An 18754-nucleotide genomic window follows, 5' to 3' on the forward strand; every position below is an offset into this window, starting at 1 on the left:
GTGAATCGGTGAGGTGAAGCGCTGATGAGCACCACCCGGCAGCAGCCGCCGGGCGACCTCGGCCGCGAGCCGGAGGACGCCGGCGCGGACGAGGACGCGGACACGGGCGCCGGGGCGGTCTCCGCCGAACCGGCCGGGCGGCAGTGGCGCACGCTGCCGCTGCGGGGGGTCGGCGGCGTCGTGCCGACGGCCCGCGACTTCGCCCGTCAGGCGCTTCACGAATGGGGCTGGCTCCCCGCGTCGAGCGCGGACGGCCGGGCCGCCGCCGAGGACGTCCTGCTGGTCGTCTCCGAACTGGTCACCAACGCCTGCCTGCACGCCGAGGGCCCGGAGGAGATCCGCATCGCCCGCGCGGCGAAGGTGCTGCGGGTGGAGGTCGTCGACGCGGGCGCCGGTCAGCCCGCGCCGCGCACCCCGCACCGGGCCGGGCGGCCCGGCGGGCACGGCATGTTCATCGTGCAGCGGCTCTGCCTGGACTGGGGCGTGCTGCGGGCGCCGGGCCGCCCGGGCAAGACCGTCTGGGCCGAACTGGCGGCCCCCGTCTGAGAGTTGTTCCGTCGCCCGCGCCCATCAGGGATACGGGACGGCGTTCGGCCGTCCGGGGCGCGGGCCCCGCGATCGCACACCGGGAGCGCGTCGGATCGGCGCGCTCTTTGTCTTCCCTCCACAGGGCCCCGGGCGTACCTTGAGCGCCCATCTGATGTGTCGTCAGTAACTTGCGTCCACTGAGAGACGGAGCGCGGCGACTCCCGGTACGAGGGGGAATCAAGGTGTCCTACCAGAAGCGAACAGCTCTCGCGCTGGCGTCCGCGCTGGCGGGCACGGTGGTGCTGATGGCCGCGCCCGCCGCCCACGCCGCGGTCGTGGACGTCGACTACCAGTGCAAGACCCCGATCGGCGACAAGGGCGCGGTGTCCCCGATCGACATCAAGGCCGTGAGGAGCGGCGGCGGTTACCGGCTCACGATGTCCTTCCAGAAGGGCGTCTCGTCCAGTCCGGTCGAGCTCGGCAAGGGGGCGATGAGCCCCAGTGCCGTGATCAAGGTGAGCGGCGCCGACCAGGGGGAGGTGCGGGTCTCCGGGCCGCCGAACGCCGCCGCCATACCCGCCAACTCCCCGATCAAGATCGGCGATCTGACGGGCACGTACACCCCGGGGAAGAGCGGCAAGGCCGAGTTCACCGCCGGGGTGCTCACCATCAAGGCGCTGGGCACGACCACCACCTGCACCCCCTCCAACAACCCCGGCCCCTCGCTCCGGCTCGATGTGACGGCCGCAGGCGGGACGGCGCCCAACACCCCCGCCGACGGCGGCCGGTTGCCGAAGACCGGGCCGCTCGACTCGGCCATGGCGCTCGGCATGCTCGGCGGCACCGTGCTGCTGACCGGCGCGGCCGGGGTGCTCTGGCTGACCCGGCGCGGGCAGGTCGCCGCCGGCCGGTAGGACGGAGCCCGCCCGCACCGGACCGGGCCCGTGCAGGACCGGACCTGTGCCGGAGGGTACGGGTCCGGACCGCGCCCCGGACCGGGCGGTCCCCCGGCGCGGACCTCGTCCTCGGCGGGCTCCGACGTGACCAGCCGTCCTCACGCATCAGGGAGCCGCCATGCCGCCGCCGACCGGCCACCCCGTCCGACTCGCCCTCGCCGTCCTGCTGCTGACCCTCGCCATGACGCCGGCGGCCGGTGCGGAACCCCGGACGCCGGCCCCGTCCCCGGGCGCCGCCGCCTGGACGGCGCGGCCCGTGGCGAGCGGGTCCGGGAAGGACGGGGACAGGCCGTACTTCTATCTGGAGGGGCCGCCCGGGGCCGTCCTCCAGGACCGGCTCGCCGTCACCAACCCCGGCGCCGCGCCGGTCACCGTACGGCTGCGCGGCGGCGACGCGGACCGGGCGGAGGGCGACGGCCGCCCGGAGCGCGGCGGGGCGGCGGCGCCCGGGAACGGGGCCGGCGCCTGGCTGCGGACCGCGGCGGCCCGGGTGACGGTGCCCGCCCGCACCCGCGCCGAGGTGCCGTTCTCCGTGACGGTGCCGGCGGACGCGGTCCCCGGCGACCACCCCGGCGCGATCGTCGTGGAGAGCGGGGGCCGCTCGGTGGACGTACGGATACGGCTGCGGGTCGGTGGACCCGCGCTGGCGGCGCTCACCGTCGAGGACGTCGCCGTGTCCGGGCGGACCATCCGCTACACGCTGGTCAACCGGGGCAACACCGTGCTGGCCCCGAAGCTCGCGGTGGAGGCCGACGGGGTGTTCGGGGCGCTGCTGCGACGCGGCGCGCGCCCGCTGCCGGTGGAACTGGCGCCCGGCGAGCGCGCCGCCCTCACCGAACCCTGGCGGGACGCCCCGGCCCTCGACGCGGCGACGGTACGGCTGCGGGTCACGGCGGACGGCGGCGCGCACGGCGAGGCGACGGCACGCGCCGCCTTCGTGCCCCGGGCGCCGCTGCTGGGCGGGGCACTGCTGCTGACGGCCGCGGCGGCGGCCGGGTACGCGTACCGGCGGCGGCGCGCACGCGGCCGGGCGGCGGGCGCGGAGGCCCCGCCGGGGCGCGGGGACGGGCCGCCCGCACGGCCGCCGGGGCCGGAGGGCGGCGGTCGCCCGGCCGGCGCGGGGGCGGAGAAGGAGCACATGGCGAGGACGGGAGGGGCATCGTGACGGGACGGATCGGAGCGGCGGCACCTGGTCCGGGGGACCGCGGGCGGGCCGGCCGCCGGTCGGGCATCCACGGGGGCGACGGCCGGCGGCGTCGGGGCGGACGGCGGTGGGCCGCCGCGTCGCTCCTCGTGCTGCTGCCCGCCCTGCTGCTGCTCCCCGCGCCCGCCGCCACGGCCGGTGCCGTGCGCGCCGTGGCCGCCCCGGCGTCCGCGCCGGGCGCGAAGTCCGCCGCGGCCGCGCGGGCGGAGCCCGGGGTGACCCTTTCCGAGCGGCAGGCGGGCAAGGGCGGCGACATCACCGTCAAGGGCAGCGGATGGCGTCCCGGCGCCCTGCTGATGATGCTGATCTGCGGCCGGTCCACCCCGGACCGCGGCGTGATCGGCGGCACCAACTCCTGCGCCAACGCCGAGGGCCGGGCCGTCACCACCGGACCCGACGGCGGCTTCGCCAGGAAACTGCCGGTGGCCGAGCCGCCCGTGCCCTGCCCGTGCGTGGTGCACGTCGCCACCGTGACCGGCGAACAGGCCGCCGCCGACGCCGTGTTCGTGGTGGCCGGACACCCGGTCGCCGCGCTGCCGAAGGAGACCGGCGGCAGGCTCGCCGTGCTGGCCGCCACCCGGTTGGAGGGCGACAGCGGAGTCCTCACCTGGTTCGGCGCGCCGCCCGCCCGGCGACTGGTCTTCACCGTCGGCAACCTGGGCGCCGCCCCGGTTCGGGACCCGGTCTTCCGGATCGGCACCGCGCACGGCGTGTTCGCCCCCCAGTGGGAGGAACGGCAGTGGCGCGGCGCCGTCGAGCCCGGCGGCAAGGCGCGGATCGAGCTGCCGGTCGAACTGGCGGCGGGCGCCCACGGCGACTACCAGATCTCGCTGGAGTACGGCGGCAAGGTGCTGGCGGAGCAGCCCTGGGGCGTCGGCCGCCCCTGGGGCGTCACGCTCTTCTGGGTCCTGCTCTGCGTCGTGGTGCCGGCCGCCGTGTTCCGGATCGGCATGGCGGTCGTCGACCGGGTCCGGCCCCGCCCCTCGCCCGGCCCGGCCCGCGCCCGGCGCCGCCGCGCGGCGCGGAGCGCCGGACCGGCCGCCGGCCGCCGGGGACCCCGCCGTGCCCGGCGACCCGAACCGGGCGCCCCGGCCGCCTCCGCCACCACGACCCCGTCCGCACCCACATCCGCATCGTCCGCATCCACATCCTCGCCCGCGACCACGGCCGCGCTGCCGTGGTTCACACCGGATTCCGCACCGTCAGACAACAGACCGACGACGAAGGGACATTCGTGAGCAGGCAACGCAGAACGGTCGCGGCGGGAGTCGCGATGATGCTCGGCGGCGTGGGCATGCTGATGGCCGCGGGCCCGGCCCGGGCCGCCGACATCTCGTACCGGACGGAGTGCATCCCCCCGGCCATCTCCGGACTGCCGCCGGTGCAGGGCACCACCGTGGTGCAGCTGACCGCGCCCGCCGAGGCCAAGGTCGGGGACACCGTCGAGGTGGTGTGGAAGACGGTCCAGGCCGCCTCCAAGAACCCCGACATACTCGACCTGGAGAAGGACACGGTCAAGCCGACCGGCACCGTCGAGGTGGGCGGCGCCGCCACCGGCTCCGTGAGCATGGAGGGGCCGCGCCAGAACCCGCCGATCCCGAAGAACGGCGCCATGATCCTGCCCGACATGAAGGGCACGCTGAAGCTGGAGAAGGCCGGCGAGATCACGCTGACCCCGGCCGCGTACGCCATCAACGTCTCCAAGCCGCTCTCCACGGACACCAAGTGCGCGCCCAAGGAGGCGGTGCAGCCGGGCGCGACGATCAAGGTCACGGACGGCGGCCCGGGCACCACCTCGGGCGGCACGACGAGCGGCTCCACCACCGGGACGTCCTCCGGCTCCACCACGGCGGGCGGCTCCACCACCGGCACGTCCTCCGGCTCCACCACCGCGGGCGGCACGACCTCCGCCGGCGGCACCACCTCGGGCTCCGGGGGCGGCGGCGGACAGACCGACTTTCCCGGCAAGCAGGTCGCCGTCGACTTCGCCTGCACCTCCCCCGGACCCGCCGACATCGCCACCAAGGTGACGATCGACGCCAGGAAGAGCGGCGGAAGCTACGCGCTGACGGTCAAGACCGCCAAGGGCGTGATGAACAGCCCGGCCGCGCTGCCCGCCGGCGCGCTCAAGCCCTCCATGGACGTCACCGTCGGCGGGGCGGACAAGGGCTCGGTGAAGGTCACCGGCCCCGCCAACGCCGAACCGCTGGAACAGGGCAAGCCGGTCGACCTGTCCGACATGACCGGCACGTACAAGCCGGGCGCCTCCGGGAAGTCCACGCTCAGCCCCGGGGCCCTGACCATCGACGTCACCCTGGGCGGCTCGAAGATCAGCATCCCGTGCAAGGTCAAGGGCTCGGTCGCCCCGTCGCTGGAACTCGACACCACCGCGCAGGAGGGCGGGGTCTCCGGCTCCGGCTCCTCGGGCGGGCAGGGCGCGGCGGGCTCCGCCGGCGCCGTGTCCGGCTCGGCGGGCGCCGCCGGCGGCGGGCTGGCGGCCACCGGAGCCGAGGGCCACGACACGCTGCGCGCGCTCGGGCTGGTCGCGGGGACGGCGATCCTGCTGGGCGGCGCCGTGTTCACCTTCACCCCCTGGCGGCGGCTGCGCGGCACCCGATGAGCCGGCGCGCGCCGGCGTAGCCCTGCGCGCGACCGCCCGCACGGCGCGAGGGCCGCCGCACCGTGATCAGCGGTGCGGCGGCCCTCGTCGTCGACGCCGTGCCGTCGTGCCGTCGGGGCGCCGGGCGTCCGGCGTCCCGACGGCCGGGGGCGACGGCCGGGGTGCGTCAGCGCACGTCGCCCATGAGCTGGGCGACCTTCTTGCGGTACATCCAGATGGAGACCGCCGCGACCAGCGCGAGGGCCGCCTCCAGGCCCACCATGCCGGTCTTGTCCAGGTTGACGCCGGCCAGCGACAGCAGGCTGGTGGTGCAGTCGCCTGCAGTGACGGCGAGGAACCAGACCCCCATCATCTGGCTGCCGTACTTCGCCGGGGCCATCTTCGTGGTGACCGACAGGCCGACCGGGGAGAGGCAGAGCTCACCGACGGTCTGCAGGAAGTAGATCGACACCAGCCACATCGGGCTGACCTTGTCGCCGTCCGAGGCCATGGTCAGCGGCAGCATGAAGACGAGGAAGGAGACGCCGACCAGGAAGAGGCCCGAGCCGAACTTGACGACCGTGCCCGGCTCCTTGCCCCGCCGGTTCAGCGCCAGCCATATCCAGGCGACGACCGGGGCCAGCGCCATGATGAAGACCGGGTTGATGGTCTGGTACCAGGAGGTCGGGAAGCTCAGCCCCAGCACGCTGTTCGTGGTGGAGGACTCGCCGAAGAGCGACAGCGTGGAGCCGCCCTGGTCGTAGATCATCCAGAACACGGCCGCGGCGACGAAGAACCAGATGTACCCGGACATCTTCGACTGCTCGGTCTTCGTCAGATCCCGGTCGCGCTTGATCCGCACCAGCACGGCGACCGGGATGATCAGACCGGCGACGGTGATCGGGACGAGCGCCCAGTTCAGCGTGTACACATCGGTGGCGAGCAGCACACCGTAGAAGACGGCGGCGACCGCCAGCCACATCAGGCCCTTGCGCAGCGTCGTGCGCCGCTCCTCCGCCGACAGCGGCTCCGGGACGACGCTGCTGCGCGGGTTCAGGTGGCGGGTGCCGATGAGGAACTGGACCAGGCCCAGCGCCATGCCGGCCGCGGCGAGCGCGAACCCGAGGTGCCAGTTCACCTTCTCGCCGATCGTGCCGATGATCAGCGGCGAGGCGAAGGCGCCGAGGTTGATGCCCATGTAGAAGACGGTGAAGCCGCCGTCGCGGCGCGGGTCCTCGGGACCGTCGTAGAGGTGGCCGACCATCGTCGAGATGTTGGCCTTCAGCAGACCGGAGCCGAGCGCGACCAGCGCCAGACCGGCGAAGAACGGACCGGAACCCGGAACGGCCAGCGTGAGATGGCCCACCATGATGATCGAGGCGGCCACGGTGACCGTCCTGCGCGGCCCCCAGACCCGGTCGCCGAACCAGCCGCCCGGCATGGCCAGCAGATACACCATCGCCATGTAGATGGAGTAGATCGCGGTGGCCGTGGCCGCGTTCATGTGCAGGCCGGATCCGGAGACCAGGTACAGCGGAAGCAGGGCCCGCATGCCGTAGAAGCTGAAGCGCTCCCACATCTCGGTCATGAAGAGAGTGGCCAGGCCGCGGGGGTGGCCGAAGAAGGTCTTCTCGGATCCAGGGGTGCTGGCCGGTTCCTTCGTCAGGCTGGACGCCATGGTCGATCCTTGTGTCTCGGGACGCGTCGCCTCGTGAGCGTGACGCGCCCGGTGGGGGGAGGCCGGCACCGGCCCGGCCGCGAGTCCCACCCCGCGCCTGAGAGGGATGCGTCCCGACCGCCGGACTCGCCTACGAGCCGACTGACGGAGACGGGGACCGACCGGAACGGGATCCACGCCCGGCGCGCGTTCACGCGCTCCGGGCCCGGCCGCAGGTCATTCACTGAAGTCACGACTGGCGGGGTACCAGCCGGCAGAACAAAAGAGACCCTCGGCGCTAAAAACTGCCCAAGGGTCCTTGAGTCGTGCAACAGGCGTCGAGCAACCATACGCCACGACAGAGTCCGAAATGAATGGACTTGAGAGAAGGATCACAGGCGGGGGAGGGATTACGCTCTCATAATCGAAGGTTTGCGTCGGCTTTCCTGACGAACCCGCAGGGCTTTCCGATCGCCTCACGACAGCCGTCCCGCGCGGACTACCATCACTCCATGACCCGTGTACTGCTCGCCGAGGACGACGCGTCCATCTCGGAGCCGCTGGCCCGCGCCCTGCGTCGGGAGGGTTACGAGGTCGAGGTCCGCGAGGACGGTCCGACCGCATTCGAAGCCGGCCTCCAGGGCGGGATCGACCTGGTCGTGCTCGACCTGGGACTGCCCGGGATGGACGGCCTCGAAGTCGCCCGCAGGCTCCGCGCCGAGGGCCACACCGTGCCGATCCTGGTGTTGACCGCCCGGGCCGACGAGGTGGACACCGTCGTCGGTCTGGACGCCGGCGCCGACGACTACGTGACCAAGCCCTTCCGCCTGGCCGAACTGCTCGCCCGCGTCCGCGCCCTGCTGCGCCGCGGCGCCGCCGAGCCCGCGCCGCAGCCCGCAACCCACGGCGTCCGGATCGACGTCGAGTCGCACCGGGCGTGGATGGGGGACGAGGAACTCCAGCTCACCGCCAAGGAGTTCGACCTGCTGCGGGTCCTGGTCCGGGACGCCGGCCGGGTCGTCACCCGGGACCAGCTGATGCGCGAGGTCTGGGACACCACCTGGTGGTCGTCGACCAAGACCCTCGACATGCACATCTCCTGGCTCCGCAAGAAGCTCGGCGACGACGCCGCCAACCCCCGCTACATCGCGACCGTACGGGGCGTCGGCTTCCGCTTCGAGAAGAGCTGACGTCGACAGGAACGGGCGCCGGGCACGACCGGCGCCGACCGGAACCGACCCGCAGAAGCACTCATGCGCCGCAGACTGATCAACTCCACGCTCGCCGTGGTGCTCGTGGTGATCGCCGTCTTCGGCGTCTCCCTCGTCATCGTCGAGAGCCGCACCATCAGCAACAGCGCCCAGGAGAGCGTCGACTCCGAGGCGCTGCGGCTGATCAGCGTCGTCGAGAGCCGCCTGCTCGGGGCCGAGCGCATCAACCCCGATCTGCTGGCCCAGCAGATCACCGGCAAGCGCTACGCACTGGTCAAGATCCCCGGCCGGGCCCCGATCGAGGTCGGCAGCCGCCCCACCGGCAGTGTGATCAGCAGCACCGCCGAGGGGGCGCGCGGCGAGCAGGTCACCGTCGAGGAGTCCAGCTCCGCCGTCACCCGCGAGGTCGGCCGCACCCTGGTGATCATTGCGGCGGTGGCGCTGCTGGCCATCGTGTCGGCGGTGCTCCTCGCCGTGCGCCAGGCCAACCGGCTGGCCTCGCCGCTGACCGACCTCGCCGAGACCGCCGAGCGCCTGGGCTCCGGCGATCCGCGCCCGCGCCACAAGCGGTACGGGGTGCCGGAGCTGGACCGGGTCGCGGACGTCCTGGACGCCTCCGCCGAACGGATCGCCCGGATGCTGACGGCGGAACGCCGGCTGGCGGCGGACGCCTCGCACCAGCTCCGCACGCCGCTGACCGCGCTCTCCATGCGGATCGAGGAGATCTCCGTCACCGACGACCCGGAGACGGTGAAGGAGGAGGCGAACATCGCCCTCACCCAGGTCGAGCGGCTCACCGACGTGGTGGAGCGGCTGCTGACCAACGCCCGCGACCCGCGCACCGGTTCCGCCGTCGTCTTCGACCTCGACGAGGTCGTCAAGCAGCAGATCGAGGAGTGGCGCCCGGCCTACCGGGGCGAGGGCCGCGCCATCGTCCGGTCCGGGAAGCAGGGGCTGCGGGCCGTCGGCACCCCCGGCGCGGTCGCCCAGGTGCTGGCCACGCTGATCGAGAACTCGCTGATGCACGGCGGCGGCACGGTCGCGCTGCGCACCCGGGTCACCGGCAACCAGGTGGTCATCGAGGTCACGGACGAGGGCCCGGGCGTGCCCCCCGACCTGGGCTCCCGGATCTTCGAACGGACCATCAGCGGCCGCAACTCCACCGGCATCGGCCTGGCGGTCGCCCGGGACCTCGCGGAGGCGGACGGCGGGCGGCTGGAACTGCTCCAGCAGCAGCCGCCGGTCTTCGCGCTGTTCCTCAGCCGGGTGGCCCTCGACCGGCAGGAGCCGGAACGCCCGGTGCGCTGAGAAGGCCGGGCACACGGCCGACGGCATGCGACCCGTGCCCGGCGGCGCACGGCATGGCCCGACGCGCGCCGCGTGGCCCGGCGCGTACGGCGCGGGCGTGTCCCGGGCGCGCGTCAGCGGCGTACCGGGTCCGCCTCGGCGCGCGGCGCCCGCTCGACGGGCGCCCGCTCCGCGCGCCCCTGTCCGAGGAACCCGTCTTCCAGATCGTCCAGGCGCTCCTCCGCGCCCTGCGCCGGGACCCGCGCCGGCTCCGGGGCGGGCAGCGCCTTGAACACCCACGTCCGGTAGGACCAGAAACGGAACAGCGTCGCGATCCCGATGCCGAGGATCTTGAAGACGTTGCTCTGGACCGGGGTGTTCCAGCCGAAGCCGTACGTCGCCACGTACAGCACACCCGTCTCGATGACGGCGCCGACCGCGCTGAACAGCAGGAACAGCGTCAGCTCGCGGGTCCGGCCGGACTTGTCGCGGTCCCGGTACGTCCAGTGGCGGAAGCCGACGTAGTTGAACAGGATGGCGACGACTGTGGCCAGCAGACCGGCCCGCACCACCTGGAGGTCCGTGGTGCGCCACAGCAGGTTGGACACCGCGATGTTGACCACCAGGCCGAGCGCGCCGACCGTGCCGAACTTGGCGATCTCCCGGGCCAGCCGATCCAGCCGGGCTCGCAGTGCGCCCCGTTCGCTCATGGTGATCGCTCAGCCCGTCTGTCGGTTACGTCAACCCGGTCATGCTAGCGACCCGTCCTCCCGGGCGCCCGGGGACGCCCGGACAGCTCCGGGCACGGGCGACGTCGGGGTCCCGTCGGGGCGCCGGATACCCTGGACGGGTGACGTTCCCGGTAGTCGGCATGGTCGGTGGCGGTCAGCTCGCCCGTATGACCCACGAGGCGGGCATCCCCCTCGGCATCAGGTTCAAGCTCCTCAGTGACACTCCCCAGGACTCGGCGGCCCAGGTGGTGAACGAAGTCGTCGTCGGCGACTATCGCGACCTGGACACGCTGCGTGACTTCGCGCGCGGCTGCGACGTGATCACCTTCGATCACGAACACGTGCCGACCGAACACCTGCGGGCCCTGGAGGCGGAAGGCATCCCGGTGCGCCCGGGCCCGGACGCGCTGGTCCACGCCCAGGACAAGGGCGTGATGCGGGCGAAGCTGGACGCGATCGGCGTCCCCTGCCCCCGCCACCGCATCGTGACGGACCCGGCGGACGTCGCGGCGTTCGCGGCCGAGCTCGGGAGCGGCGGGCACGAAGGGCCCTCCGGCGAGGGCGCCGACGGGCGGGAGACGGGCGGCTTCCCCGTCGTCCTGAAGACCGTGCGCGGCGGCTACGACGGCAAGGGCGTCTGGGTGGTCCGCTCCGAGGCCGAGGCGGCCGAGCCCTTCCGGGCCGGCGTCCCGGTCCTGGCCGAGGAGAAGGTCGACTTCGTACGGGAGCTGGCGGCCAACATCGTCCGCTCGCCGCACGGCCAGGCCGTCGCCTACCCGGTCGTCGAGTCGATCCAGGTCGACGGCGTCTGCGACACGGTCATCGCCCCCGCGCCCGAGCTGGACGAGCGGGCGGCCGTCGAGGCCCAGCGGCTCGCGCTCCGGATCGCCGCCGAACTCGGCGTCGTCGGCCACCTGGCCGTCGAGCTCTTCGAGACCCGGGACGGCCGCATCCTCGTCAACGAGCTGGCCATGCGCCCGCACAACTCCGGGCACTGGACCCAGGACGGCGCGATCACCTCGCAGTTCGCCAACCACGTGCGGGCCGTCCTCGACCTGCCGCTGGGCGACCCGCGCCCCCGCGCCCCCTGGACCGTGATGTGCAACGTCCTCGGCGGCGACTACCCGGACATGTACCAGGGGTACCTGCACTGCATGGCCCGCGACCCGCAGCTCAAGATCCACATGTACGGCAAGGACGTGAAGCCCGGCCGCAAGGTCGGACACGTCAACACCTACGGCGACGACCTGGCGGACGTGCGCGAGCGCGCCCGGCACGCGGCCGACTACCTACGAGGAACGATCACCGAATGACCTCTTCCGCCACCGCCGCGCCGGTCGTCGGCATCGTCATGGGCTCGGACTCCGACTGGCCCGTCATGGAGGCCGCCGCCAAGGCCCTCGGCGAGTTCGAGATCCCCTACGAGGTCGACGTCGTCTCCGCCCACCGCATGCCGCACGAGATGATCGCGTACGGCGAGCAGGCCGCCGACCGGGGCCTCAAGGCGATCATCGCGGGCGCGGGCGGCGCCGCCCATCTGCCCGGCATGCTCGCCTCCGTCACCCCGCTGCCGGTGATCGGCGTGCCCGTCCCGCTGAAGTACCTGGACGGCATGGACAGCCTGCTCTCCATCGTGCAGATGCCCGCCGGGGTCCCGGTCGCGACCGTCTCGGTCGGCGGCGCCCGCAACGCGGGCCTGCTGGCCGCGCGCATCCTCGCCGCCCACGACACCGAGCTGCTGGCCCGGATGCGCGAGTTCCAGCAGGAGCTGAACGACCAGGCGACGGAGAAGGGCAGGCGGCTGCGCGCCAGGGCCGGGGGCGCCGAGTCCTTCGGCTTCGGCAAGTAGGCGCCGTGGAGCGGCGGCAGGACGTGGACGCACGACGGAGCGCGAAGGAGCGGGGGACCGTGGAGCGGCAGGGCGCGGACGAACGGCACACCGGCGAGGAACGGCTGGCACGGGCGAGGGAGCTCCTCGCCGAGCACCCCGTCGTCGACGGCCACAACGACCTGCCGTGGGCGCTGCGCGAGCAGGTCCGCTACGACCTGGACGCCCGGGACATCGCCGGCGACCAGTCCGCCCATCTGCACACCGACATCCCCCGGCTGCGCGCCGGGGGCGTCGGCGCCCAGTTCTGGTCGGTCTACGTACGGTCCGACATGGCGGGCGACGCGGCCGTCAGCGCCACCCTGGAACAGATCGACGCCGTCACCGAGCTGCTGGCCCGCCACCCCGGCGACCTGCGGCGCGCCCTGACCGCCGACGACATGGAGACGGCCCGGACCGAGGGCCGCATCGCCTCCCTGATGGGCGCCGAGGGCGGCCACTCCATCAACGCCTCGCTGGGCGCCCTGCGCGCCCTGCACGCTCTCGGCGTCCGGTACATGACGCTCACCCACAACGACAACATCGCGTGGGCGGACTCGGCCACCGACGCACCGGGCGTAGGCGGTCTCTCGCCCTTCGGCCACGAGGTCGTGCGGGAGATGAACCGCACCGGCATGCTCGTCGACCTCTCGCACGTGGCGGCCACCACGATGCGCGACGCGCTCGACACCACCGCGGCACCGGTGATGTTCTCGCACTCCTCCGCGCGCGCCGTCTGCGACCACCCGCGCAACGTCCCCGACGACGTGCTCGAACGGCTCCCCGCCAACGGCGGCATCGCCATGGCCACCTTCGTGCCGAAGTTCGTCCTGCCGGAGGCCGTCGCCTGGACCGAGGCCGCCGACGAGAACCTGCGCTCCCACGGTCTGCACCACCTCGACACCAGCGCGCGGGCCATGGAGCTGCACGCCGCGTTCGAGGCGGCGCGCCCGCGCCCGGTGGCCACGGTGGCGACCATCGCGGACCACCTCGACCACATGCGCGAGGTCGCCGGGATCGACCACATCGGCATCGGCGGCGACTTCGACGGCACCGCCTTCCTGCCGGACGGCCTCCAGGACGTCTCCGGCTACCCCAACCTGATCGCGGAACTGCTCGGCCGCGGTTGGTCCGCCGCCGACCTCGCCAAGCTCACCTGGCACAACGCGGTACGGGTGCTGCGCGACGCCGAGGCCGTCGCCCGTGACCTGAGCGCCCGCCGGGGCCCGTCGCACGCCACCATCGAGCAGCTGGACGCGCCGGCCCAGGCCGGCTGAGCGGAACCGGGACCGCCGAGTGCGGGGCGCCCCCCTGGCGGGGCGCCCCGCACTTCGTCGTTCCGGGCTCGCGTCGTTCCGGGCGGGGCCGTCGGCCCCGCCCCTCGCGCGGGCGGTGCGTCGTGCGGGCGGTCAGCCCCTGCACAGACAGAACGGGTGCCCCGCGGGATCCGCGTAGACGCGGAAGCTCCGGTCCCGGTCCTCCGCCTCCAGCACGGTCGCACCCAGTGCGAGCGCCTCCCGTTCCGCCGCGTCCAGATCCGGCACGGTCAGGTCCAGGTGGAACTGCTGCGCGCCGTCCTCACCCGGCCATCGCGGCGGCACGTGGCCCGGTGCCGCCTGGAAAGCGAGCAGGGCGCCCCCGGTCCCGGTCAGCTCCACCCAGCCGTCGCCGTCGTCCTCGACCGCTCCGCCGAGCAGCCCGGCGTAGAAACCGGCGAGCGCGACGGGGTCGGGGCAGTCCAGGACGACGGTCCCCAGTGTGGCGACAGCCATGACATTTCCTCCTCGAAGACGGGTTCGTTACCGCCACCGGCTTTCAACCGGTAACGGTTACTGCATGCTGCCGCAACGGAGGTAACGTCGCAACCATGAACGCGAAGAACACCGCGCCGTGAACGCGGAGAACGCGGTCCCATGAGCGCGGAGAACGCCGCGCCGGGCGGGCTCGCGCTGATCGAGGCCCTGGTCAACACGCTGGATGTCGAGACCGGTGCGGACACGCTCGACACGGCCGACGGACGCGCCGCGTTCGGCCTCACGGAGCCGGACGTCCCGGACGCCCGCGCCCTGCGCGAGGCGCTCCGCGCCGCCTGCCTCGCCCACGCGGGCCATCGTCCGGCCGAGGACGCGGGGGTCCTCGAACTCGACCGGCTCCTCGCCGCCGCGCCCCTGCGCGTGACCGTGGACGCGGCGGGCGCGGCGGCGCTGCGGCCCGTCGAGGAACCGGCCGGGCTGACCGCCCGGGTCGCGCGGGCCGTCGCGGAGGCAGCGGGCGACGGCACCTGGAGCCGGCTCAAGGCGTGCGAGGCGGAGGACTGCCGGTGGGCGTACTACGACCGCAGCCCGGCGGCCCGGCGGCGCTGGTGCTCCATGTCGGTGTGCGGCGCCCGCGCCAAGATGCGCGCCTACCGCGCCAGACAGGGCTGACCGCGCCAGACAGGGCCGACCGCCGGCCGGAGCGGGCCGGGGGGAGGGGCGCACGGCGGAGAAGCCGTGGCCACACGGGGAAGCGGGCGGACGGAAGGGGAGCGGACGGACGGACGGGACAGGAGCCGCCGTGCGGCCCGGCGATCAGGCCGTACGGGAACGGGCCGCAGCCGCACGGCCGAGGACCCGTACGGCCGAGGACCCGTACGGCCGAGGACCCGTACGGCCCCGGCGACCGGAGCGCACGGGTCCTCGCGTGCGGCCGGTCAGGCCGTCGGGCGGCCCATCGCCCGGTACGTCCAGCCGGCGGCCCGCCACAGCTCGCCGTCGAGCGCGTTGCGGCCGTCCAGCAGTATCCGGCGGGAGACGGCCTCGCCCAGCGCCGCCGGGTCCAGCTCGCGGAACTCGCGCCACTCCGTCAGGTGCAGCACCACGTCCGCGCCGCGCACGGCCTCCAGCGCCGATTCCGCGTAACCGAGGGTGGGGAAGAGCCGCCGCGCGTTCTCCATCCCCTTCGGGTCGAAGACCGTGACCTGGCCGCCCTGGAGGTGGATCTGCCCGGCCACGTTCAGCGCCGGCGAGTCCCGTACGTCGTCCGAGTCCGGCTTGAACGTGGCGCCCAGCACCGCCACCCGCCGGCCGAGGAACGAGTCGCCGCCCACGGCCTCCCGGGCCAGCTCCACCATGTGGCCGCGACGCCGCATGTTGATCGAGTCGACCTCGCGCAGGAACGTCAGCGCCTGGTCCGCGCCCAGCTCACCGGCGCGCGCCATGAAGGCGCGGATGTCCTTGGGCAGGCAGCCGCCGCCGAAACCGATCCCGGCCCGCAGGAACTTCGACCCGATCCGCTCGTCGTACCCGATCGCCTCCGCCAGCTTCTTCACATCGCCGCCGGCGGCCTCGCAGACCTCCGCCATGGCGTTGATGAACGAGATCTTCGTGGCCAGGAAGGAGTTGGCCGCGGTCTTCACCAGCTCGGCGGTCGGGAAGTCCGTCACCACGAACGGAGACCCCTCCGCGAGCGGCACCGCGTACACCTCGCGCAGCAGCTTCTCGGCCCGCTCGCTCGCCACGCCGACCACGATCCGGTCCGGGTGCAGGGTGTCCTGCACGGCGAAGCCCTCCCGCAGGAACTCCGGGTTCCAGGCCAGCTCGGCGCCCGCGCCCGCCGGGGCCAGCTCCGTGAGCCGGGCCGCGAGCCGGGCCGCCGAACCCACCGGCACGGTCGACTTCCCGACGACCAGGGCGGGCCGGGTCAGATGCGGGGCCAGCGACTCGAAGGCGCTGTCGACGAAGCTCATGTCGCAGGCGTACTCGCCGTGCTTCTGAGGAGTGTTCACGCACACGAAGTGCACATCGCCGAACTCCGCCACCTCCTGCCAGGAGGTGGTGAACCTCAGCCGCTCCGTCGACCCCTCGATCCCGGCCACATGCCGGCGGAGCAGCTCCTCCAGGCCCGGCTCGTACATCGGAACCCGGCCGGCGCCCAGCATCTCGATCTTCTCGGGCACGACGTCGAGGCCGAGCACCTCGAAGCCCAGCTCCGCCATGGCCGCGGCGTGGGTGGCGCCGAGGTATCCGGTGCCGATCACAGTGATCCTGAGGGCCATGCGGTGCTCCTGGAAGATGCGGACAGAAGTGCGGTGGGACATGCGGTGAACGAGCATATCCCCGCCCCCGCGAGCCCCGTTTCCGGCCGCCCGGACGGCCCCCGGAACCCCTGTCGTCAAGCTCACGCGCGCATTGCATGGGCCAATTCGGCGCGCGCGCTCTAAAATTGGGTTACTTAACGGTAGTTAGCTTCTTGGGGAGTGAGCGTCTTGGCGGGTTCGACCGATTTCGACCTGTACCGTCCGGCCGAGGAGCACGAGATGCTCCGCGAGACGGTGCGTGCGCTCGCCGAGGCGAAGATCGCCCCGCACGCGGCGGCGGTCGACGAGGAGGCGCGCTTCCCGCAGGAGGCGCTGGACGCCCTGACCGGGGCCGATCTGCACGCCGTGCACGTACCGGAGGAGTACGGCGGCGCGGGCGCCGACGCCCTGGCGACGGTCATCGTGATCGAGGAGGTGGCCCGGGTCTGCGCCTCCTCCTCCCTCATCCCGGCGGTGAACAAGCTGGGCTCGCTCCCGGTGTTCCTCTCCGGCTCCGAGGACCTGAAGAAGAAGTACCTGGGCCCGCTCGCCAAGGGCGACGGCATGTTCTCGTACTGCCTCTCCGAGCCCGACGCGGGCTCCGACGCGGCCGGCATGAAGACCCGCGCCGTGCGCGACGGCGACTCCTGGGTGCTCAACGGGGTGAAGCGCTGGATCACCAACGCGGGCGTCTCCGATTACTACACGGTCATGGCCGTCACCGACCCCGCCAAGCGCTCCAGGGGCATCTCCGCCTTCGTCGTCGAGAAGTCGGACGAAGGCGTCTCCTTCGGCGCCCCGGAGAAGAAGCTCGGCATCAAGGGCTCCCCGACCCGCGAGGTCTACTTCGACAACGTCCGCATCCCCGCCGACCGCATCATCGGCGAGGAGGGCACCGGCTTCGCCACCGCGATGAAGACCCTGGACCACACCCGCATCACCATCGCGGCCCAGGCCCTCGGCATCGCCCAGGGCGCGCTCGACTACGCCAAGGGCTATGTGCGGGAGCGCAAGCAGTTCGGCAAGCCGATCGCCGACTTCCAGGGCATCCAGTTCATGCTCGCCGACATGGCGATGAAGATCTCCGCCGCCCGCGCCCTCACCTACCAGGCGGCCGCCGCCTCCGAGCGCGGCGACAGCGACCTCACGTACCAGGGCGCCGCCGCCAAGTGCTTCGCCTCCGACGTCGCCATGGAGGTCACCACCGACGCCGTCCAGCTCCTCGGCGGCTACGGCTACACGCGCGACTACCCGGTGGAGCGCATGATGCGCGACGCGAAGATCACGCAGATCTATGAAGGCACCAACCAGGTGCAGCGGATCGTCATGGCGAGGAACCTTCCGTAGCGGGCCCGCGCCGGCCGCAGGCGGCCCGGAGGTCCCGGAGTGGCCGCCGGGGGCCCCGCCCCTGACCTCCTCGCGCGCCGCTCCGGCCGCGCCGACAGGCCCCGTCCGTCCGGACGGGGCCTGTCGGCGTCGTGCCGGGCCGGCTCGCCCGTCGGCCGGTGAAACCGTCGGCGTCCGGGCGGGCGGATTCCGTTGTTTCCCTCATCTTCCGGCAACGAACTCGGCACACTGAGTGCATGGTTGATCACTATCAGGAGCATCCGGAGCACCTCGTCATCAACGTGGAGCACCGCGACGATCCGGTGTCCCTGGTCACGGAGGCCGACGCGTTCGCCGCGTCCCGGACGTACGGGAAGATCGTGGTCCGCGGGCCGCTCTTCGGCGTCGCCGAGCAGCGCCGCGGCGAGCGGCCGCGGTGGCGGCTGCTGACCGACATGGACACCGGCTATCCGCAGGATGCCCGCGACGAGCTGAACTCCCACCTCTGGTTCAAGGCCAAGGACGAGACGGACGACCCGCGCGAGCGGCGGCTGCTGCTGGACGCGGTGGCCCGGCTGGAGACCGAGCCGGTGAACGAGCTGACCGTCGGCGACACCCGCTACCGCGTCGTGCGCGCCGACGAGTTCGCCCGGATCGGCGAGGGCCGGCTGGAGCCGCCCAGACCCACGGACGTCGACTGCGAGGGCTGGGACATCAAGACGCGCGCCCCCTCCACCACCAAGGGCTTCGTCATCGACCACGCGGCGGCGGTCGGGCTGACGGAGGGGCTGGACCGGATGGGCCTGCTGCCGTACCAGTACACCTCCGACCGCTTCCCGCCCGACGTGCTGGCGGATTCCGAGCGGGCCACCCGGACCCACCCGGGGCTGGTGCTGCTGCCGGTCGCCTTCCGGGTGATGGAGCGCAAGAAGGATTCCTGGTCGATGGCCTCGGAGCAGCACCCCACCCCGCAGGACGCCCGGCGGTCCCTCGCGCACTACTTCAAGGAGGTCCGGCCGCGGATCGAGGAGTCCGACGAGCAGGAGAGCGCCGCGTACGCGCGGGCGGCGGAGGCGTTCATGCGGCAGCGGCGGCCCAACGAGCTGATCGTGCGCGGGCGCTGCTACCAGATCGTCCGGGTCGAGCGGATGATGCGGATCGGGCCCAACGGCCCGGAGGGGCCCCGGCGTTCGGACACCGATGTCCAGGAGCCCACGCAGATCCACCCGCTGATGGACGAGTGGGGCAACATCGACTACGCCGCCGGATAGGCCCGGCGGGCGCGACGACGGGCCCGGACGACGGAACGGCGGGGCGCCGGCGGCGAACCG

General features: G+C 73.3%; 17 protein-coding genes. 13 read left to right on the forward strand and 4 right to left on the reverse strand.

Translation table 11 applies throughout. The annotated features are described in order from the left end of the window. Positions 1-24 precede the first annotated feature (24 nt). The 5 genes from WA762_RS24515 to WA762_RS24535 all read left to right on the forward strand — a co-directional run bounded on the left by WA762_RS24515 (position 25) and on the right by WA762_RS24535 (position 5308). Positions 25-546: an ATP-binding protein gene (locus WA762_RS24515; RefSeq protein ID WP_335938402.1), complete on the forward strand. Its 522-nt coding sequence runs from the start codon at positions 25-27 to the stop codon at positions 544-546. 224 nt (positions 547-770) lie between these two features. Beyond that, positions 771-1442, forward strand: coding sequence for a peptidase (locus tag WA762_RS24520; protein WP_335938405.1), 672 nt, complete (start codon positions 771-773; stop codon positions 1440-1442). A 160-nt stretch (positions 1443-1602) separates the two neighbouring features. Next, positions 1603-2649 carry a COG1470 family protein gene (locus WA762_RS24525; RefSeq protein WP_335938407.1) on the forward strand — a complete coding sequence of 349 codons (1047 nt, stop codon included), beginning with the start codon at positions 1603-1605 and terminating at the stop codon, positions 2647-2649. A 128-nt stretch (positions 2650-2777) separates the two neighbouring features. Beyond that, positions 2778-3926 carry a hypothetical protein gene (locus WA762_RS24530; protein ID WP_443080665.1) on the forward strand — a complete coding sequence of 383 codons (1149 nt, stop codon included), beginning with the start codon at positions 2778-2780 and terminating at the stop codon, positions 3924-3926. Positions 3927-3961: 35 nt separating this feature from the next. Further along, complete coding sequence (locus tag WA762_RS24535; RefSeq protein WP_335938473.1) at positions 3962-5308, forward strand: hypothetical protein; 1347 nt, start codon at positions 3962-3964, stop codon at positions 5306-5308. Positions 5309-5474: 166 nt separating this feature from the next. Here the strand turns inward: WA762_RS24535 and WA762_RS24540 are convergent, their stop codons facing one another. Next, entirely contained in the window at positions 5475-6965 is a 1491-nt protein-coding gene (locus WA762_RS24540; RefSeq protein ID WP_335938409.1) for a peptide MFS transporter, read from the reverse strand. A gap of 491 nt (positions 6966-7456) precedes the next feature. On the opposite strand from WA762_RS24540, the gene WA762_RS24545 reads away from it, so the two are divergent. Both WA762_RS24545 and WA762_RS24550 read left to right on the forward strand, forming a co-directional pair. Next, entirely contained in the window at positions 7457-8134 is a 678-nt protein-coding gene (locus WA762_RS24545; protein ID WP_335938412.1) for a response regulator transcription factor, read from the forward strand. Between the two features lie 63 nt (positions 8135-8197). Continuing rightward, a complete protein-coding gene (locus WA762_RS24550) occupies positions 8198-9463 on the forward strand; it encodes an ATP-binding protein (protein WP_335938414.1) in 1266 nt (421 codons plus the stop codon). Positions 9464-9576: 113 nt separating this feature from the next. On the opposite strand, the gene WA762_RS24555 is transcribed toward WA762_RS24550, so the two are convergent. Then, positions 9577-10152 (reverse strand): GtrA family protein, encoded by a 576-nt coding sequence (locus WA762_RS24555; protein ID WP_335938416.1) that lies wholly within the window; start codon positions 10150-10152, stop codon positions 9577-9579. A 140-nt stretch (positions 10153-10292) separates the two neighbouring features. On the opposite strand from WA762_RS24555, the gene WA762_RS24560 reads away from it, so the two are divergent. From WA762_RS24560 to WA762_RS24570, 3 genes are read left to right on the forward strand one after another with little or no spacing between them, the layout of a single operon-like run. Then, a complete protein-coding gene (locus WA762_RS24560; protein ID WP_335938418.1) occupies positions 10293-11486 on the forward strand; it encodes a 5-(carboxyamino)imidazole ribonucleotide synthase in 1194 nt (397 codons plus the stop codon). Beyond that, positions 11483-12022: a 5-(carboxyamino)imidazole ribonucleotide mutase gene (gene purE, locus WA762_RS24565; RefSeq protein WP_335938420.1), complete on the forward strand. Its 540-nt coding sequence runs from the start codon at positions 11483-11485 to the stop codon at positions 12020-12022. Before WA762_RS24560 ends, purE begins: the two co-directional genes overlap by 4 nt. Positions 12023-12081: 59 nt before the next feature. Next, on the forward strand, positions 12082-13317 hold the full coding sequence (locus tag WA762_RS24570; RefSeq protein WP_443080662.1) for a dipeptidase: 1236 nt from the start codon (positions 12082-12084) through the stop codon (positions 13315-13317). A 132-nt stretch (positions 13318-13449) separates the two neighbouring features. Here WA762_RS24570 and WA762_RS24575 read toward each other — a convergent pair whose 3' ends face one another. Continuing rightward, positions 13450-13812, reverse strand: coding sequence for a VOC family protein (locus WA762_RS24575; RefSeq protein WP_335938422.1), 363 nt, complete (start codon positions 13810-13812; stop codon positions 13450-13452). 141 nt (positions 13813-13953) lie between these two features. Here WA762_RS24575 and WA762_RS24580 point away from each other — a divergent pair, with 141 nt between their 5' ends. Then, positions 13954-14466, forward strand: a complete 513-nt coding sequence (locus WA762_RS24580; RefSeq protein ID WP_335938424.1) for a CGNR zinc finger domain-containing protein — start codon at positions 13954-13956, stop codon at positions 14464-14466. A gap of 266 nt (positions 14467-14732) precedes the next feature. On the opposite strand, the gene WA762_RS24585 is transcribed toward WA762_RS24580, so the two are convergent. After that, positions 14733-16076, reverse strand: a complete 1344-nt coding sequence (locus tag WA762_RS24585; protein ID WP_335938475.1) for a UDP-glucose dehydrogenase family protein — start codon at positions 16074-16076, stop codon at positions 14733-14735. 210 nt (positions 16077-16286) lie between these two features. Here WA762_RS24585 and WA762_RS24590 point away from each other — a divergent pair, with 210 nt between their 5' ends. Next, a complete protein-coding gene (locus WA762_RS24590) occupies positions 16287-17444 on the forward strand; it encodes an acyl-CoA dehydrogenase (protein WP_335938476.1) in 1158 nt (385 codons plus the stop codon). Positions 17445-17680: 236 nt separating this feature from the next. Continuing rightward, entirely contained in the window at positions 17681-18694 is a 1014-nt protein-coding gene (locus tag WA762_RS24595; RefSeq protein ID WP_335938425.1) for a DUF5954 family protein, read from the forward strand. The last annotated feature ends 60 nt before the right edge of the window (positions 18695-18754 follow it).

It is taken from the genome of Streptomyces tyrfis, assembly GCF_037034285.1.
GTDB lineage: Bacteria > Actinomycetota > Actinomycetes > Streptomycetales > Streptomycetaceae > Streptomyces.

What these genes read in the sequence shown, in the direction of transcription:
- WA762_RS24585 (WP_335938475.1), bottom strand. Translation starts at nt 16,076, where the DNA reads ATGGCCCTCAGGATCACTGTGATCGGCACCGGATACCTCGGCGCCACC.
- WA762_RS24525 (WP_335938407.1), top strand. Translation starts at nt 1,603, where the DNA reads ATGCCGCCGCCGACCGGCCACCCCGTCCGACTCGCCCTCGCCGTCCTG.
- WA762_RS24575 (WP_335938422.1), bottom strand. Translation starts at nt 13,812, where the DNA reads ATGGCTGTCGCCACACTGGGGACCGTCGTCCTGGACTGCCCCGACCCC.
- WA762_RS24515 (WP_335938402.1), top strand. Translation starts at nt 25, where the DNA reads ATGAGCACCACCCGGCAGCAGCCGCCGGGCGACCTCGGCCGCGAGCCG.
- WA762_RS24595 (WP_335938425.1), top strand. Translation starts at nt 17,681, where the DNA reads ATGGTTGATCACTATCAGGAGCATCCGGAGCACCTCGTCATCAACGTG.
- WA762_RS24535 (WP_335938473.1), top strand. Translation starts at nt 3,962, where the DNA reads ATGATGCTCGGCGGCGTGGGCATGCTGATGGCCGCGGGCCCGGCCCGG.
- WA762_RS24550 (WP_335938414.1), top strand. Translation starts at nt 8,198, where the DNA reads ATGCGCCGCAGACTGATCAACTCCACGCTCGCCGTGGTGCTCGTGGTG.
- WA762_RS24540 (WP_335938409.1), bottom strand. Translation starts at nt 6,965, where the DNA reads ATGGCGTCCAGCCTGACGAAGGAACCGGCCAGCACCCCTGGATCCGAG.
- WA762_RS24555 (WP_335938416.1), bottom strand. Translation starts at nt 10,152, where the DNA reads ATGAGCGAACGGGGCGCACTGCGAGCCCGGCTGGATCGGCTGGCCCGG.
- WA762_RS24580 (WP_335938424.1), top strand. Translation starts at nt 13,954, where the DNA reads ATGAGCGCGGAGAACGCCGCGCCGGGCGGGCTCGCGCTGATCGAGGCC.
- WA762_RS24545 (WP_335938412.1), top strand. Translation starts at nt 7,457, where the DNA reads ATGACCCGTGTACTGCTCGCCGAGGACGACGCGTCCATCTCGGAGCCG.
- purE (WP_335938420.1), top strand. Translation starts at nt 11,483, where the DNA reads ATGACCTCTTCCGCCACCGCCGCGCCGGTCGTCGGCATCGTCATGGGC.